The organism is Pseudomonas sp. LBUM1658 (genome assembly GCF_059716055.1).
This window is the reverse complement of record NZ_CP166798.1, coordinates 6139858-6156838: the sequence shown is the minus strand read 5'-3', so window position 1 is coordinate 6156838 and position 16981 is coordinate 6139858. Positions and strand designations below refer to the sequence as shown.

The 16981-nt window shown below is 58.6% G+C and carries 12 protein-coding genes and 1 pseudogene; 3 read left to right on the top strand and 10 right to left on the bottom strand.

Annotation, left to right across the window (positions count from 1 at the left end):
• The first annotated feature begins 139 nt into the window (after positions 1-139).
• Positions 140-1510, top strand: a complete 1371-nt coding sequence (creD, locus tag ACA064_RS28405; RefSeq protein ID WP_497671091.1) for a cell envelope integrity protein CreD — start codon at positions 140-142, stop codon at positions 1508-1510.
• Positions 1511-2292: 782 nt separating this feature from the next.
• Here creD and ACA064_RS28400 read toward each other — a convergent pair.
• From ACA064_RS28400 to ACA064_RS28360, 9 genes and pseudogenes are all read right to left on the bottom strand, one after another.
• Positions 2293-2822, bottom strand: a pseudogene (locus tag ACA064_RS28400) (RHS repeat-associated core domain-containing protein); the annotation flags it as partial.
• A 200-nt stretch (positions 2823-3022) separates the two neighbouring features.
• Positions 3023-3652, bottom strand: coding sequence for a glutathione S-transferase (locus ACA064_RS28395; RefSeq protein ID WP_497671090.1), 630 nt, complete (start codon positions 3650-3652; stop codon positions 3023-3025).
• Between the two features lie 218 nt (positions 3653-3870).
• The gene (locus tag ACA064_RS28390; RefSeq protein ID WP_497671089.1) at positions 3871-4059 is read right to left on the bottom strand and encodes a hypothetical protein; all 189 of its coding nucleotides are present in this window, start codon (positions 4057-4059) and stop codon (positions 3871-3873) included.
• Entirely contained in the window at positions 4056-5186 is a 1131-nt protein-coding gene (locus ACA064_RS28385) for a PepSY-associated TM helix domain-containing protein (RefSeq protein ID WP_497671088.1), read from the bottom strand. The genes ACA064_RS28390 and ACA064_RS28385 overlap by 4 nt, the downstream gene beginning before the upstream one ends.
• 69 nt (positions 5187-5255) lie before the next feature.
• Positions 5256-7664, bottom strand: a complete 2409-nt coding sequence (locus ACA064_RS28380) for a TonB-dependent siderophore receptor (protein WP_497671087.1) — start codon at positions 7662-7664, stop codon at positions 5256-5258.
• 300 nt (positions 7665-7964) lie between these two features.
• A complete protein-coding gene (locus ACA064_RS28375) occupies positions 7965-8945 on the bottom strand; it encodes a FecR family protein (RefSeq protein WP_497671086.1) in 981 nt (326 codons plus the stop codon).
• Complete coding sequence (locus tag ACA064_RS28370) at positions 8942-9460, bottom strand: RNA polymerase sigma factor (protein ID WP_497671085.1); 519 nt, start codon at positions 9458-9460, stop codon at positions 8942-8944. Before ACA064_RS28370 ends, ACA064_RS28375 begins: the two co-directional genes overlap by 4 nt.
• Positions 9461-9731: 271 nt before the next feature.
• A complete protein-coding gene (locus ACA064_RS28365) occupies positions 9732-10439 on the bottom strand; it encodes a 3'-5' exonuclease (protein ID WP_497671084.1) in 708 nt (235 codons plus the stop codon).
• A complete protein-coding gene (locus tag ACA064_RS28360) occupies positions 10436-12376 on the bottom strand; it encodes a putative nucleotidyltransferase substrate binding domain-containing protein (RefSeq protein WP_497671083.1) in 1941 nt (646 codons plus the stop codon). The genes ACA064_RS28365 and ACA064_RS28360 overlap by 4 nt, the downstream gene beginning before the upstream one ends.
• Before the next feature lie 295 nt (positions 12377-12671).
• Here ACA064_RS28360 and ACA064_RS28355 point away from each other — a divergent pair, with 295 nt between their 5' ends.
• Positions 12672-13118, top strand: a complete 447-nt coding sequence (locus ACA064_RS28355; RefSeq protein WP_497671082.1) for a response regulator — start codon at positions 12672-12674, stop codon at positions 13116-13118.
• Between the two features lie 386 nt (positions 13119-13504).
• Positions 13505-14410: an EamA family transporter gene (locus ACA064_RS28350; protein WP_497671081.1), complete on the top strand. Its 906-nt coding sequence runs from the start codon at positions 13505-13507 to the stop codon at positions 14408-14410.
• A gap of 79 nt (positions 14411-14489) precedes the next feature.
• Here the strand turns inward: ACA064_RS28350 and ACA064_RS28345 are convergent, their stop codons facing one another.
• The gene (locus ACA064_RS28345) at positions 14490-16667 is read right to left on the bottom strand and encodes a malate synthase G (protein ID WP_497671080.1); all 2178 of its coding nucleotides are present in this window, start codon (positions 16665-16667) and stop codon (positions 14490-14492) included.
• Positions 16668-16981: the final 314 nt, after the last annotated feature.

Here is a 16981-nt window from a genome sequence, read left to right as displayed (position 1 = left end):
GCCGCTACGCGCCCCAGCGGGGGCAAGCCCCCTCGCCACAGGAGATCGGCTCCTTACTCTGCACACACTCTCCACATTCCCCCCATAAAACCGCCACACAGCCACCACAGACTCTCCCCATCCAAACAGGGAGAGACCCATGAATCGCAGCCTGACCTTAAAACTGGGGGCAATTGCCCTTTTGATTCTGCTGTTGCTGATCCCGTTGCTGATGATCAACGGCATCATCAATGACCGTCAGCAACTGCGCGACGGTGTCCTTGAAGACATCGCACGCAGTTCCAGCTACAGCCAGCAACTGAGCGGCCCGATCATGGTGGTGCCGTATCGCAAAGCGGTGCGTACCTGGAAAACCAACGTTCAGACCAGCAAGCGTTATCTGGAGACCACAGAAGAAAGCGGTCGCCTGTACTTTCTGCCGGAGCGTTTCGAGCTTGATGGCAAGGTTCGGACCGAGCTGCGCTCGCGAGGTATTTATCAGGCACGGCTTTACCATGCAGACAACCATATCAGCGGTCTGTTTTCGATCCCTGCGCAGTTGGGCATCCAGGAAAATTTTGCCGACTACCAATTTGACTCGCCGTTTCTGGCAATCGGTATCAGCGATATTCGCGGGATCGAAAATGCCCTGAAACTGGAGCTCAACGGTCAGAGCCTGGAGTTCGTGCCGGGCACGCGGATTGGTTGGCTGGGTGAAGGCGTGCACGTCACCTTGCCCACGCTGGACAAGCAAAAAGGCGCTGAACTGGCATTCGCCTTCGACCTGCGTCTACAAGGCACCGGCCAGTTGCAGATCACCCCGGTGGGTAAAGCCAGCAAGGTGCAATTGGCGGCCAACTGGCCTCATCCTAGCTTTATCGGCAACTACCTGCCGGGCCAGCGTGAAATCACCGCAGAGGGTTTTACCGCGTATTGGCAGACCTCGTTCTTCTCCACCAACCTCGAAGAAGCCCTGTCCAACTGCCTGACCAGTGACCGTTGCGAAGAATTCAAGAGCCGCAGCTTTGGGGTGAGCTTCATCGAACCAGTGGATCAGTACCTCAAGAGCGACCGGGCGATCAAATACGCGTTGTTGTTCATTGCCCTGACCTTCGCCGGATTCTTCCTGTTCGAAGTGCTCAAGAGCATGGCGGTGCACCCAATTCAATACGCCTTGGTGGGTGTCGCGCTGGCGTTTTTCTACCTGCTGCTGTTGTCACTGTCCGAGCACATTGGGTTTGCCCTGGCGTATTTATTGTCGGCCGGTGCCAGCGTGTTGTTGATCGGTTTTTATGTCAGCCATGTGCTGGGTAGTTTGCGTCACGGCTTGAGTTTTGCGCTTGGACTGGCGGCATTGTATGGCCTGCTTTATGGCTTGCTCAGCGCCGAGGATTACGCGTTGTTGATGGGCTCGTTGCTGCTGTTTGGGCTGCTGGGTGTGTTTATGGTGCTGACGCGCAAACTCGACTGGTATGGGATTGGGCAAAAAACGGCCAAACCGCTGGAGTTTGAGCTGGGAGCGGTGGAATGAGCCGGTCGTTAGGGTTGCGTGAGGATCAGCAGGTCGGGGCGATATTGGCGACGCGGATCGCCGGGTTGTTTCCCCGGGGACCAATGTGGTCCCTTCGTGGGCAAGCCCGCACCCACAGGTACGCTGGCTCTCTTGTGGGAATGGACTTGCCCGCGAAAACGTTGAATTAGTCATAGAGCTCGACCCGGCGGCTGCGTCCAGTATCTCGGCAGCTGACTGACCTCGGCATACCAAGCGCTGACGAGTTCAGCTTCGGGTGGCGAAAGTCCAGATAATCCAGGGTGGCCTCGATATACCTACTGTTGGTGACGCCATTCGTTAACATTTAGGGGCTGATCGCGAGGTAGAACCGCTGACGTATTGCGCGTTGGTGAAGACGTCCGCGACGATACTGCATCCGGAGGTGAAGATGTCAGGCGCCGGGGAAGGGGGATACGAGGTATGAGAGCTCTCTGAGTGTTCAGCGGTAATCCGTCATATGAAAGATTGATCGGACTTCGGCTTTGCATCTCTATGTTCTCCGGAGGAGTTTGGCGCGACCCAGCGCTAGAACTCTGCCTGGCCGGGATAGGCCGCGTAGTATTGTGTCTACCGTTATACCTTTTCACTATGAGCCCTCCGCCCCCAATTCCAAGAAGCAAACCTGAAGCAAATTCCACCCCTAAGCGTACATCTTCATCTTCTATGAACGGCGCAGCAATGAGTCCAACTCCACCTAGCATCCCGACACCGACAGAAAATTTTGTTGACCGCAAAAAGTTCATTATCAAAGCACCAATGGCATGCCCGGTCGGATCACTTTGAGTAACCGGATTTCCCCCACAATACCCATACGCATTCACCCCCCCTCCCCAAACGGACTCCAACTATCCGGGCTGTTAAATCGCATCAACACCGGGTTGAACTGCCGATAACCATTGCCCAAATGATAATGCCCGGTCACCGGATCTGGCCGTTCGCCGTTAAATCCGAGCAAACTAAGCAAGCCGTTTTCCGATGGGCGATGGCCGTAGGGTGTGTAGCCAAGGGGATGAGGTTGAGTCGCGTCGAGTGCGTTCAATACCGAACGTTGTTGGTCGGTCGCCAGCAGGGTGGTGTCGAGCTTGCCACTCTGGGACTGCTGTTGCGCCAGCAGCTGGTCGTCGTGCTGGAAGATGCTGAACTGCATCGCGCCTTGTATTTCAGTGGCCAGGCGGCTTTTGCAGTAAAAGCGCTGGATGCCGGCCTGCTCGTATGGCGTGTAATCAGCCAGGTGATCCAGCGGGTTATAGCGGTAGCGACACAGTACGGTTACGCGAGGGGAAGTAGGCATTTGGCTGAGCTCCGTGCAAGGTCCAAAAAGCTGGGCCTTTAGCATCGGAGTTTTTTCAAGTTGTGCCTACTAGCAGAACTGCTAGGGTTTTGGGCTCGGTGGTTTCAATTGAGGGATTGGCGACGTGGTGTTCCCCTTGACGTCAAAAGATCGCAGCCCGCGATCCTTTGAGGCCGGTATGCTCAGCCATTAATCAAGAGTCAAACCGGTGGCTGGGTCTCCAGCATCGACGGTCGCTGACTAACCTCTGCATACCAGCCGGCGAGCTTCGGATTGGCTGCGCGCCAGTTCAGGTCTGGATGACGGAAGTCCAGGTAGCCCAGAGCACAGGCGAGGCTGATGGCGGCGACGTCGAAATGGCAGGTGAGTTCGGCGATTGCATCGGCTTCGAATACGGCCAGGGCGCGGCGGATTTTGTCGCGTTGGGCTTCGAGCCATTCGGCCCAGTGTTTTTCCGGAGCGCGCAGGGCGACTTCGTATCGCACCAGCACTGCGGCGTCGAGGATTCCGTCGGCCATCGAGGCCAAAGTCAGGCGCCGCCAGCGGGCCGATCCGTCGCGGGGGATCAGCGGGTTGCCGACGTGCTGGTGGTCGAGGTAATCGAGTATCACTCGGCTGTCATGCAGTACGTTGCCGTCGGCCAGGCGCAGGGCCGGGATTTTGCCCAGGGGGTTGTCCTGATTGAGGGCTGCGTCCGGGCTGACCGGGCTCAGTTGGCTGTTTTGCAGCGCCACGCGGTTCAGTTGGCCGGTTTCGTGGAGCAGCACCATCACTTTGCGAACGTAGGGCGAGGCAGGGTTGTGGAACAACGTCATGGTGGGGGCGGACATGGTTTTTCTCACAGGATGGGCAGGGGGTCAGCCTATTAAGTTCTGTGGTGGCTGGCGAGGGGTTTGAATCTGGAAATGATTCGGTGGCTGTGAGGCAGCCATCGCGAGCAAGCTCGCTCCCACATTAGTTCTGGGTTGATCACACAATGGTGAAACGACGCAAATCAAATGTGGGAGCGAGCCTGCTCGCGATGGGGCCCTGTCAGACACCAAGAATTTCAGGCCCGGGCGCGCCCTTTGAACAATCCCCGCAACCCAATCATCGCCGGTACCCCCAAGCCAATCCAGCTCAATCCATCCCACACACCATCCCCGAGCAGTGCGGCGAACAGGCCGGCGGCAGTGAGCAGGCCGAGGATCATGGGCGTACCGAAGACCTTCCAGAAGTTCGATTGTCTGGGCTTCACGAGGCGGTTTCCACTTCAGCGATCACCGGTTTTGCCGCCTTGCGCCGCACTGCCCACAGATACACACCGCTGCCCAGAACGATGATGGTCAACACATCCAGCGCCGCCCAGAGGATTTTCATCGGCATGCCGCCGTAGTCACCGAAGTGCAGCGGTTGCGACATGCCCATGGCGTCCATGTACCACGGCCGTTCGGCGACGGCGGTGACCTGCAGGGTGCTGGCGTCGATCAATACCGGGGTCAGCAGGTGCGAGGTCAGGTGGGTGCTGCCTTTCATGAATACCGCATAGTGATGCTCGCTGGAAAACCGCGTGCCGGGGAAGGCGACGAAGTCCGGCTGCATGCCCGGCGCCACGCTTTTGGCAATCTCGAGCAAACGGCTGGCCGGTGCCAGTTGAGTCAGGGGTGGGGCGCCGCGATAAGGTTCGATCATTGCGCCGAGGCTTTCATTGCGCCAGGCGGCGATCAGCAGGTCGGCGCAGGCGCTGATCACCCCGGTCACACCGACCACCAAGGCCCAGGTCAGGGTGACCACGCCGATCAGGTTGTGCAGGTCGAGCCAGCGCAGCCGGGTGGATTTATTCTGACGGACGCTGGCGAATTTCAGCCGACGCATGAACGGCAGGTACAGCACCGTGCCGGAAATGATCGCCAGCACGAACAGTATCCCCATGAACGCCAGCAGCAACTTGCCCGGCAGACCGGCGAACATGTCCACATGCAGCCGCAGCATGACCATCATCAGGCCGCCGTTGGCCGAGGGAATTTCCAGCGCCTCACCGGTGCGGGCGTCGAGCATGAAGGTGTGGGACGAGTTGGGTTCGGTGCCGGCGGTGGGCGCCATGATCGCGATCACGCCGTTGGGGTCTTCTTCATCCCAACCGAAATACTGCATCACTTCGCCCGGCCGATGAGCCTCGGCGGCGCGCACCAGCTGCTGCAAGTCCAACTGCGGGGTGTCGGCCGGCAGCTGTTTGAGCTCGGGCGCGTCACCCAGCAGGTGATCGATCTCGTGATGAAAAATCAACGGCAAGCCGGTCAACGCCAGCATCAGCAGGAAGACGGTGCAGATCAGGCTGGTCCAGGTGTGGATAAAGGACCAGCGGCGGATGGTTTGGCTTTTCATGAATCATCCAGATGCAAAAGGGCCACGGTTATTTCGTGACCCTTGTTTTGCTGCGGTGGGGCTAGCGGATTACCACTTGTAGCTCACGCTGGCGACGACGTTACGTTCGTCGCCGTAGTAGCACCAGTAGCCGTCACAGGTCGACAAATAGTCCTTGTTGAAAATGTTCTTGGCATCCACCGCGAGCGACGCGCCTTTGAGGCTGTTGCTCAGGCGGCCCAGATCATAGTGAACCGACGCATCGTAGATGGTGTTGGAGCCGACATGGCCCAGCTCGGTGTTGGCCACATCGCCGTAAGTGTCGCCCACGTAGCGCACGCCGGCACCGACGCCGAAGCCGTCGAGCACGCCGTTATGCCAGGTATAGTCGCCCCACAGGGTCGCCTGGTTGCGTGGAATCTGCTGCATGCGGTTGCCTTTGCCGGCGCCTTCCAGGACTTCACTGTCGGTGTAGCTGTAAGAACCGATTACCTTAAGGTTGTCGGTTACATCGGCAGTGGCTTCCAGTTCAAGACCGCGAAGCTGGACCTCACCGGTCTGGCTGGTGACGTTGCCTTCAGTGACCTTCACATTCTTCTGGCGCAGATCGAATACGGCGGCAGTGAGCAACATCCTGCTCCCCGGAGGCTGATACTTGAGCCCCGCTTCGTATTGCCGGCCTTCTGTCGGTTTGAACGACTGCTCGGCACTGGCGGAAGCGCCGGTGGAGGGCTGGAACGACTCGGTGTAGGAGAGATAAGGCGTCAGGCCGCTGTCGAACACATAACTCAGGCCGGCATTGCCACTGAAGGCCTTGTCACGCTGGGTGTTGGTGGCATCGGTCTGGTTAAAGGTGGTACCGGTGTGTACCCAGTCCTCACGACCGCCGAGGGTCAGGCGCCATTTGTCCAGGGCGATCTGGTCTTGAACGTAGAGGCCGGTTTGTCGGGTCTTTTGCGCAAAGTCATTCATCGCAAAATAGGTGACGTTGGAGAAGTCCTGGCCATACACCGGCTTGTTCACATTGGTCGGCGGCACGCCCGAAAAGCCATAAAGCCATTGGTAGTTGGTGTTCGAGCGTTGATGATCCAGACCCAGCAGCAGGGTATGGCTCAGTTCACCGGTCTGGAAATCGGCCTGGAAGTTGTTATCCACCGCAAACTGGCTGATGTCTTCATTGACGATGCCGGTTTCACGGTTAAGGGTACCGTCGGCCTGTACCGTGTTGAACGTGGCGGCGTTGATGCCCTGGAACGACAGATCACTCTTGGTGTAACGCAGGTTCTGACGGAATTGCCAGACATCGTTCAGCCGATGATCGAAGGCGTAACCCAGCGCGTAGTAGGTGCGGTCGTAGAATTCCCAGTCCGGATCACCGAGGTTCTTGTGATGGGAAATCTTGCCGGCTGCCGACGGCAGTTTGGTGCCTTGCAGGGGCAGAAACTGCCCGGTAATACCGGTGTCGTCGCGGGTGTACTGCGAGATGAAGGTCAGGTGGGTATCGTCGTTGATATTCCAGGTCAGGCTGGGGGCGATGTTGTAGCGCTTGTCTGGAATGTGGTCGACCGGCGCATTGCTGTCGCGCACGGTGCCGCTGACACGGTAGAGAAACTGACCTTCATCATCGATCTTGCCGGTGCTGTCGAAGTTGATCTGTTTGTGTTCGTTGCTGCCGGCTTGCAGCTCGACTTGATGGCTGCTTTGCTCCTCCGGGCGACGGCTGACCATGTCCAGCATGCCGCCGGGTGGCGTCTGGCCGTAAACCGAAGAAGCCGGGCCGCGCAGTACCGTGATGCGCTCCAGGTTCCAGGGCTCGACCTTGGGATTGGAGAACGAGCCTTTGGGCAGTGGCAGGCCGTCGAGGAACTGGGTGGGCTCGAAGCCGCGAACCCTCAGCCAGTCGGCGCGGGAATCGGAGCCATAACCACTGCTGACGACTCCGGCGGTATAACGCAGTGCGTCATTGAGATTGAGGACCGAGCGATCGTCCATCTGCTCGCGAGTGATCACCGACATCGAGCGCGGCACTTCGACGATCGGGGTATCGGTCTTGGTACCGGCCGCGGTGCGGGTGGCGACGTAACCCTCTACCGGGCCCCAGGCGCTTTCGTAGCTTTCCTGGCCGGTGATGCTGGTTTCCGGCAGCGCCACAACGCCGTCCGGGATCGCCACCAGGCTGAACGTGCCGGCGCTGCTTTGTTCCAGTTGCAGGCCAGTGCCGCGCAAGGCTTCACGCAGGGCGCCGGCAGCGTCGAACTGGCCGTTGACCGGGGCCGAGGTTTTGCCCGAGGCCAGCGACGGATTCAGACTCAGGGCCAGGCCGGCTTGGCTGGCGATCTGGTTCAGGGTGCTGGCCAACGGCGCGGCCGGCAAGTTGTAGGCACGAACGCTGGACGCCTGTTCGGCGGCCATAACTTGGGTACCGGCCAACGGGGCGCAGAAGGCAATGGCGACGGCCAACAGACTGGGGCGCAACAAGGTGTCTAGCGAGCGGGACATACAGCGGCTCCTGAATGGAAATATTTCTCAATTGCCTATGTGCCGGACGAGATTCAAAAAGTGATAGGGCTGATTGAAAATAATTTAGATTCAGGAAACAGCTGGGTACAAATGGATGGAGTGTCGATCACCCTCTGTGGCGAGGGGGCTTGCCCCCGCTGGGGCGCGAAGCGGCCCTAAAACCGGCTACCACATTGGGTCAGGGCACACCGCATTCTCAGGTTTTACGCCTGCTGCGCAGGCGAGCGGGGGCAAGCCCCCTCGCCACAGCAAGCTCCCTCGCCACAAGGGGATCTGCGTTCAGGGTTTGGTCTCAGCCCTGGCCACCACTGTCACCCACCATGGCGTGTGCTGTTCGATCTGAACTGGCAGGGTCGGCAACAGGGCGGTCAGCGCCAGGTCGGTGTCGTGCAGCGGGAAGCTGCCGGTGATTCGCAGGTCCGCCACTTGCGGCGCGATGCCCAGATGGCCGCGGCGATAACGGCTGAGTTCGTTGACCAGATCCCCCAGCCGGGCGTTATCCACCACCAGCATGCCGCGGGTCCAGGCGTCGGCCCCCGGGTTCAGCGCCAGCAGCGGACCAAGGCCGTCGCGGCGCATCAACACTTGCTGGCCTTCACGCAGAATCTGTTCGGCCACACTGGATTGCGGATGCGCGGCCACGGCCGATTGCAACACGCTCAGCCGCGTGCCTTGCTCTTCGAGCTTGACCAGGAACCGCGTACCCAGCGCGCGCATCTTGCCTTCGCGGGTTTCGACGATAAATGGCCGGGCATCGTTGTGGCCGGTTTCGATGAGGATTTCACCTTCCAGCAGCACGATTCGCCGCTGTTTCTCATCGAAGCGCACATCCAGCGCGCTGTGGGTGTTGAGATTGATCAGCGTGCCATCGGCCAGCCGCAGGGTGCGTTGCTCGCCGGTAGCGGTGCGTTGGTCGGCCAGCCAGTAGTCGAGTGGTAGATAACGTTCACCGGCGAATAATGCCAGACCGCAGACCAGCGCCACACTGGCCAGGCTGCTGCCAAGCTTGCGTACTCGCCGGCGAATGCTTTCGCGTGATTGCAGCAAGGCCGTGCGGGCCGGGCCGCTGGCGACACTGAAACGTTGATCGAGCATGCCCAGCTGCCGCCAGGCGCGAGCGTGTTCCTCGGCGGCAGCGTGCCACTTGGCGAATTCTTCGCGCTCTATGGCGCTGCCGTCGCCGGAGTCCAGCGACAGTTGCCAGGCGATGGCCGCATCCAGGACCCGGGCCGAGACCGGTTTGGAGCTGACCGGGCTCATGCCGGTTCACCGTACAGTGCGATGTAGCACTGACGAATGCCCTGGGCCAGATACTGCCGCACTCGAGGCACGGACACCCCGAGGCGCTCGGCGATTTCGGCGTGGCCCAGGCCATCGATACGATTAAAGAGGAAGGCCGCACGGGCCTTGCTCGAGAGTTGGCCGAGCAGGCGATCGATGGCCTTGAGGTCTTCGAGGATCAGCTGCTGTTCTTCCAAAGAGGGTTGTTCGCCCACCGGGATCAGCATCAGTTCGGTGAGGTAGGCCTGTTCCAGCGCGGCGCGGCGGAAGTAGTCGAACAGCAGGCCTTTGGCGATGGCCACCAGAAACGCCCGCGGTTCGCGCGGGGTTTTCAGTTCGTCACGGCCCAGCAGGCGGACGAAGGTGTCCTGGCTAAGGTCTTCGGCCCGTTGCGGACAGGCCACATTGCGCCGCAGCCAGGCCAGCAGCCAGCCGCGATGGTCGCGGTATAACGCGCCGACAAGCTCACTGTGAGGACTTTGGGCTGACGACACGAAACATCACCAATCGAGAAGTTTAAACTAACGAGAATTATTCGCGATTGTGTCAGAGGTGGGAGATGTAAGCAATTGGCGCTGGTCGGGTGGGGGCTGGACTCAGGAGTGTGGCGAAATCCTGTGGCGAGGGAGCTTGCTCCCGCTGGGGCGCGAAGCGTCCCTAAAATCGGCCACCGCGTTTTATCAGGTGAATCGGATTGACCGGTTTTACGACTGCTGCGCAGCCGAGCGGGAGCAAACTCCCTCGCCACAGGGGTTCACGGTGTCTTCAGAACGAATGCGCCTGCTTGCGACGCTTCCACTGGATCAGGCGCTGTTGCAGGTTCAGCGGGCTGTGAATCTGCTGCTGCCGCGCGCGGCTGAACAGGATCAGTGCCAGCTCTGCAGTGGCCAGCGCATCGGCACTGGCGTGGTGGCGTTCGCCAACCTGCAGTTTGAAGTAGTCGATCCATTGATCCAGCCCCGCTTTGCTGACGTGCGCTCGGGGGCAGAGCAACGGCGCCATGTCTGCGACATCGAGAAACGTGTGCTGCAAGCGATAACCCAGGCTGTCCTTCAAAGCCCGCCCGAGCATGTGCTGATCGAACGGTGCATGAAAGGCCAGCAGCGGACTGTCGCCGACGAACTCCATGAAGTCGAGCAAGGCTTCGGCCGGATCGCTCCCGGCGGCAATCGCGCTGGGACCCAGACCATGGATCAATACGCTGGGGCTAAGCTTGTGGTCTTCGCGCTGCAAGGTTTGTTCGAATTGCTGGCTGAAGTCGATCGCCCCATCTTCGATCACGACCGCGCCGATGGACAGCACCACGTCCTTGTTCAGGTTAAGCCCGGTGGTTTCCAGATCCATTACCACCCAGCGCTGCTCGCGCAGACTGCATTCGCTCATTTCCGGGGCGGCTATCAAGTGCTCCAGGCGCTGTTGCTGCTCGAGCGTCAGTTTCGGGCCATCAGGCCGTAGCCAGGAGAACAGGCTCATAGTTGATACCGCAGCGCCAGGCTGCTTTGCAGTCGTTGGGCCTGGCGCAGGGATTCACGCAGGATTCGCCGATCCAGGTGATTGAGGCTGTCGGGGTCGACCCGGTTGGAGTAAGGCAGGTTCTCGCGGGTTTGCAGTTGATGCTGTTGCATGCGGGTTTGCTGAATGAAGTGGTAGGCCTCCTCGTACGCTGCACCGTCCAGCCGTTCGATGACATCTCGGGCGACCAATTGCTGCAAGCGTTCCAGCGTATTGTTGGCTTCGATGCCGTTGGCCAGGGCCAATAGCCGGGCGCCGTCGACGAAGGGGGTGAGGCCCTGCACTTTCAGGTCGAGGGTGGCTTTCTCGTTACCTTTGCGGGTCAAGACAAAGTCGCGGAAACGCCCCACCGGCGGACGCTGGCGCAAGGCGTTCTCGGCCATCATGCGCTGGAACAGGCGGTTGTCGGCGACCTGGTCGAGAATCTCGTGGCGCAATTGCTCGCAGCCTTGTTCATCGCCCCAGACTACCCGCAAGTCGAAATAGATGGTCGAACTCAGCAGATTTTCCGGCGTCGCTTCACGGATAAACGCCGCGAAACGTCGTGCCCATTCAGAGCGGGACAGGCACAGCTCGGGGTTGCCCGCCATGATGTTGCCCTTGCACAGGGTGAAACCGCACAGCGCCAGGCTCTGATTGATCTGCTGCGCCAATGGCAGCAACTTGCCGCGGATTTCGGCGGCGTGGGCGGCGTCTCTGGCCTCGAAGAGGATGCCGTTGTCCTGATCGGTATGCAGCGTCTGCTCGCGACGACCTTCGCTGCCGAAACACAGCCAGCTGAAGGGCACGCCGGGGTCGCCTTTCTCGGCCAGGGTCAGTTCGATGACCCGGCACACGGTATGGTCGTTGAGCAGAGTGATGATGTGGGTGATCTGGGTCGAGGACGCGCCATGGGCGAGCATGCGTTCCACCAATTGGCCGATTTCGCCGCGAATCGCCACCAGGTGGTCCACCCGAGGCGCGTTGCGGATGGTTCGCGCCAGGTGCACCAGGTCGACCCGTTGCAGGGAAAACAGATCGCGCTCCGAGACCACGCCGCAAAGGCGATGATCTTTGACCAGGCAGACATGGGCGATATGCCGTTCGGTCATGGCAATCGCCGCATCGAACGCACTGTGATCCGGTGTCAGGGAAAACGGCGCCTGGGTCATGTGCCGTTCGATGCCCTGGCTGAAATCACTGGTGCCATCGGCGACTACCTGGCGCAAGTCGCGCAGAGTGAATATGCCGACCGGGGCCTTGTCCTCGTCGACCACCACAATGCTGCCGACCTGTTGCTCGTGCATCAGGGTCACGGCTTCACGCAACGGTGTCGTCGGGCTGCAGGACACCGGATGACGCATGGCCAGTTCACCCAGACGGGTATTGAGCGAATACTGGGTGCCGAGGGTTTCCACGGCTTTTTGCTGAACTTGCTGGTTGACCTGATCGAGCAGGCTGCTGACCCCGCGCAGGGCGAAGTCACGGAACTCGCTGGACAGCGCGAACAGCTTGATAAAGGCCGGCTTGTTCAGTTGCAGGCAAAACGTGTCGTCGGCCGCCAGGTGTTCGGTACGGGTCGCGCGTTCGCCGAGCAGCGCGGCAAGCGGAAAACACTCGCCCGTGGCGATGTCGAAGGTGGTTTCGGTGCCGCCCTTGGCGGTATGTGGGCGCTCACCGACGACTCGCCCTTGTTTGACAATGTAGAAGTGCTCAACCGTCCCGTCAGCGGGCTTGATGATGCTGTCGCCCGGTGCATAGAAGCGCAGTTGGCATTGCTCGACCAGGTAGGCCAGGTGAGCATTTTCCATCTGATTGAAGGGCGGGAACCGTTGCAGAAACTGCATGGTGCCGTGGATGTTCTGCAACACCGCGGTTTTCCCTGCCTGGGTGAAGGCATCCGCTTTATTCATAACCATTACCGCAGCTTTTTTGGAGTTGTTGTCGAGTCATCAGTCATCCTCGGCCCCTCTGCGCCGGGTGCCCATTGGACGTAAGTCTAAGGGTCTGTTGACGTTTGGTGGCTCGCCACCAAACGTCAACAGACCCTAGGTAGCCAGCAAGTAAATCGAAGTTTCGGAGAAACCCTACAGAACAGATGCAAAAACTGTCATAAGCTCTAATTGAAGCTATCCGACGAAGTGCGCATTGAAGGTCTGTTTGGTGATGTCTGAGCCTTTGCCAAGGGACTGATTTGAAAACCCAGAGAAATGTATGTCCGACCACGATATTTTGACTGATGCCGAGCGCGAAGCGCTCAGCGCCGTCATGCTGGAGCCTGATCTGCCGCCGCAGCGGGTACTGATTGCCGATGACGATAAGGACGCGCGCGAGCTGCTGGCGCAGATCCTCGGCCTTGATGGCATTCGTTGCCTGACTGCGGCCAACGGCAAAGCGGCGCTGGCACTGTTGGACTCGAACAAATCGATTGGTCTGCTCATCACGGACCTGCGCATGGCTCCATGCGGTGGCCTGGACCTGATACGTCAGGTGCGGGAGTCGGAGCGGGCGGCGTTGCCGATCATTATCATTTCCGGGGACGCCGATGTCCGCGACGCCATCGCCGCCATGCATTTAAGCGTGGTGGATTTCCTGCTCAAGCCGATCGATACCGGCAAGTTGTTGGCGTTGGTCAAGCATGAGCTGGGGATCAATCCGTAGATATTCCCTATCAGATTGCTGTACTACCGAATGGCTCATAGTACTTGGCATGCTTTAGCCGTCAAATATGTTTGGCTGCATTAATGTTTTCTTTAAGTTTCGAGAAATAACAATTCACAAATAAGTAACTCCTCCGCTCATTCAGTTCGGTTATCTTTGTGAAACTTTAAAGGATGCCTTGCAGTCGCCGTCCATTGTTTTCCTGGGCAAACAAGCGGTATTCCAGTGCTTGATATTAATGCGCTACGCCAAGCAACTGTTTGTATTTTTTTATTTCCAGAACGGGGTGACTAACCTGCAGTTGGTTTTTCGTGGACGACTGACTGGGTGGTGTGCTTTTGCCTGGATCCTGAGCTTATAATAAAACCATTACAGGAAATGTCACGATGAAAATGGATTTTCGAGACCTGCTTCTGATTGTTGCTGTTACTGTTATGTGGGGTAGTAATTTCTCGGTAATTGATATCAGTCTCGATGGCATCGATCCATTCATGTTGACAGCATTACGTTTCACTTTCTGCGCATTCCCTCTGGTGTTTTTTATTGATAAGCCAAAGAATATAAGTTCCACCGTTATAGCACTGTACGGTTTGTTGTTTGGGGTCGGGATGTGCTGGCTTATGAATTACGGTATGTTTCTCGGTGTAAGTGCGGGGGTGACTTCTCTGCTCTTACAGTTCAGCGCCTTTTTTACCGTAATCTGGGGTGTGCTGCTGTTCGGGGAGAAAATGACGGCGATCCATGTCACTGGCATTCTTATGGCGTTGGTTGGGTTGCTGTTCATCTTTCATGTGACTGAGGGCGACACTCAGGACCTGGGCTTGTTTCTAGTGTTGCTGGCGGCGTTGTGCTGGAGCCTTTGTAATGTGCTGGTCAAAAAAAGCAACGTGGTCGATATGTTTTCCTTTGTCGTCTGGTCAAGTCTTTATGCAATGCCGCCGTTGTACCTGATGACTTACTGGGTCAAAGGGGTTGCGCCTTTTCAGGCGTTGCTGGTGGATATCAAGGGGGCGGTAGTTCTATCCATTTTGTTTCAAGCGTATGTGGCGACGATTTTCGGTTATTGGGTCTGGAACCGTCTGATGAGGAAATACCCGGCCAGTCAGGTTGCGCCACTGTCTGTGATAGTGCCGATTTCAGGCATCGTGACCTCATGGTATGTGCTTGATGAACCTATAGGCTCTGAGAAATTGTTCGCCCTGGTGCTTACAGTCATGGGCATTGCCTTGTTTATCAATGCGCAGCGGGTGGCGAATTACATCATGGCTAACGCCATACGCTACAAGAAGTAATCCGGCGTCTGCGTAGCGTCCTGAAAGAAAAATCCCCCGGGCTTTTACCTCCGGGGGATTTTTGTCGAGTTGACGGGGTTTACAGACCGTTCCTGGCCTTGAACTCGCGACGGCGACGGTGCAGGACCGGCTCGGTGTAGCCGTTTGGCTGTTTGGTGCCTTCGACCACCAGTTCGACGGCTGCCTGGAAGGCAATGTTGCTGTCGAAATCAGGAGCCAACGGACGGTACAACGGGTCGTTGGCGTTCTGCCGGTCGACCACTGGCGCCATGCGCTTGAGGCTTTCCAGCACTTGGGCTTGATTGACGATGCCGTGGCGCAACCAGTTGGCGATGTGCTGGCTGGAGATACGCAGCGTGGCACGGTCTTCCATCAGGCCGACGTCGTTGATATCCGGTACTTTTGAACAACCCACGCCCTGGTCGATCCAGCGCACCACGTAACCGAGGATGCCTTGGGCGTTGTTGTCCAGTTCGTTCTGGATTTCTTCGGCCGACCAGTTGGTGTTGCTCGCCAACGGGATGGTCAGGATATCGTCAACTGACGCGCGACCACGCTTGGTCAGTTCGGCCTGACGGGCGAATACATCGACCTTGTGGTAGTGCAGTGCGTGCAGTGCAGCAGCGGTCGGCGAAGGCACCCAGGCGGTGTTGGCGCCGGCCAGCGGGTGAGCGATTTTCTGCTCGAGCATCGCGGCCATCAGGTCGGGCATGGCCCACATGCCTTTACCGATCTGGGCCCGCCCTTGCAGACCGGTGCTCAGGCCGATATCGACGTTCCAGTCCTCGTAGGCGCTAATCCACTTCTCCGCCTTCATGGCTGCTTTACGCACCATCGGCCCAGCTTCCATGGAGGTATGGATTTCGTCGCCCGTACGGTCGAGGAAGCCGGTGTTGATGAACACCACGCGCTCGCTGGCCGCCTTGATGCAGGCCTTGAGGTTGACCGTGGTACGCCGCTCTTCGTCCATGATGCCGACTTTGAGGGTGTTGCGCGGTAACTCGAGGACTTCTTCAATGCGACCGAACAGCTCGTTGGTGAACGCCGCTTCTTCAGGGCCGTGCATTTTCGGTTTAACGATGTAGACCGAACCGGTGCGGCTGTTTTTGCGCGAGTTGTTGCCGTTGAGGCTGTGAATCGCCGCGAGACTGGTGATCAAGCCGTCGAGAATCCCTTCAGGGACTTCATTGCCGTCCTTGTCGAGGATCGCGTCGATGGTCATCAGATGGCCAACGTTACGCACGAACAACAGGGAACGGCCGTGCAGGCTCAGTTCGCTGCCGTCGAGCGCGGTGTAGCGGCGGTCGGCGTTCATGGTGCGGATAAAGGTCTTGCCGCCCTTGGACACTTCTTCCGACAGGTCGCCCTTCATCAGGCCGAGCCAGTTGCGGTAGATCACCACTTTGTCATCGGCATCGACCGCGGCGACCGAGTCTTCGCAGTCCATGATGGTGGTCAGCGCCGCTTCCATCAGCAGGTCTTTGATGCCGGCAGGGTCGGTCTGGCCGACCGGGGTGCTGGCGTCGATCTGGATTTCGAAATGCAGGCCGTTGTTTTTCAGCAGGATCGCGGTCGGTGCAGCGGCGTCGCCGTGGAAGGCGATCAGCTGTGCGTCGTTGCGCAAGCCAGTGTTGCTGCCGCCCTTGAGGCTGACCACCAGTTTGCCGTCAACGATCTTGTAGCCGGTGGAGTCGACGTGGGAGCCGACCGCCAACGGTACGGCTTCGTCGAGGAAGGCGCGGGCGAAGGCAATGACCTTATCGCCACGGAGCTTGTTGTAGCCTTTGCCTTTCTCTGCACCATCGGCTTCGCTGATGGCATCAGTACCGTACAACGCGTCGTACAGCGAACCCCAACGGGCGTTCGAGGCGTTGAGGGCGAAACGGGCATTCATCACCGGGACGACCAGTTGTGGACCGGCCATGCGGGCGATTTCGTCGTCGACGTTTTGCGTCGTTACCTGGAAATCCGCCGCTTCTGGCAGCAGATAACCGATGTCTTGCAGAAAGGCTTTGTAGGCCACGGCGTCATGCGCCTGATCGGCACGAGACTGGTGCCAGGCATCGATACGCGCCTGGATGTCGTCGCGTTTGGCGAGTAGGGCTTTGTTCTTCGGCGCCAGGTCATGAATGACCTTGTCGGCACCGCCCCAGAACTTATCGGCGGTGAGACCGGTACCGGGAATGGCTTCGTTGTTCACGAAGTCGAACAGGACTTTGGCGACCTGCAGGCCACCGACTTGAACGTGTTCAGTCATTGCTTGCCTCACTCTGCTCAGCTATTTCGCTTTTCAGCTCTTCAATTTAACAATGAAGCCTCTGGCCATTTAAACCACAAACCCCCGCACCAGTACATGCCATTGCTGGCGGCTGGGTGGGTCCAATCAACGGCTCGGAGCTTTGCTGACGGGGCTTTTCGGGGTTGTGATGGCGCCTGGGCAGACATCGATCCAACGTTATGTAGTGCGCGCTGCGGCATACTACATGATGAATAGCGGTTGTGAAAATTAGACTAATTACGTCGTTTAGCGACTTAAGCCAGCTGTATGGTCACACTGGGGAATGCGATGTT

Bases quoted from the DNA above. Each gene is read 5' to 3' on its own strand.
- creD (WP_497671091.1), top strand. From the start codon at position 140: ATGAATCGCAGCCTGACCTTAAAACTGGGGGCAATTGCCCTTTTGATT.
- ACA064_RS28395 (WP_497671090.1), bottom strand. From the start codon at position 3,652: ATGTCCGCCCCCACCATGACGTTGTTCCACAACCCTGCCTCGCCCTAC.
- ACA064_RS28385 (WP_497671088.1), bottom strand. From the start codon at position 5,186: ATGAAAAGCCAAACCATCCGCCGCTGGTCCTTTATCCACACCTGGACC.
- ACA064_RS28380 (WP_497671087.1), bottom strand. From the start codon at position 7,664: ATGTCCCGCTCGCTAGACACCTTGTTGCGCCCCAGTCTGTTGGCCGTC.
- ACA064_RS28375 (WP_497671086.1), bottom strand. From the start codon at position 8,945: ATGAGCCCGGTCAGCTCCAAACCGGTCTCGGCCCGGGTCCTGGATGCG.
- ACA064_RS28365 (WP_497671084.1), bottom strand. From the start codon at position 10,439: ATGAGCCTGTTCTCCTGGCTACGGCCTGATGGCCCGAAACTGACGCTC.
- ACA064_RS28360 (WP_497671083.1), bottom strand. From the start codon at position 12,376: ATGGTTATGAATAAAGCGGATGCCTTCACCCAGGCAGGGAAAACCGCG.
- ACA064_RS28355 (WP_497671082.1), top strand. From the start codon at position 12,672: ATGTCCGACCACGATATTTTGACTGATGCCGAGCGCGAAGCGCTCAGC.
- ACA064_RS28350 (WP_497671081.1), top strand. From the start codon at position 13,505: ATGAAAATGGATTTTCGAGACCTGCTTCTGATTGTTGCTGTTACTGTT.
- ACA064_RS28345 (WP_497671080.1), bottom strand. From the start codon at position 16,667: ATGACTGAACACGTTCAAGTCGGTGGCCTGCAGGTCGCCAAAGTCCTG.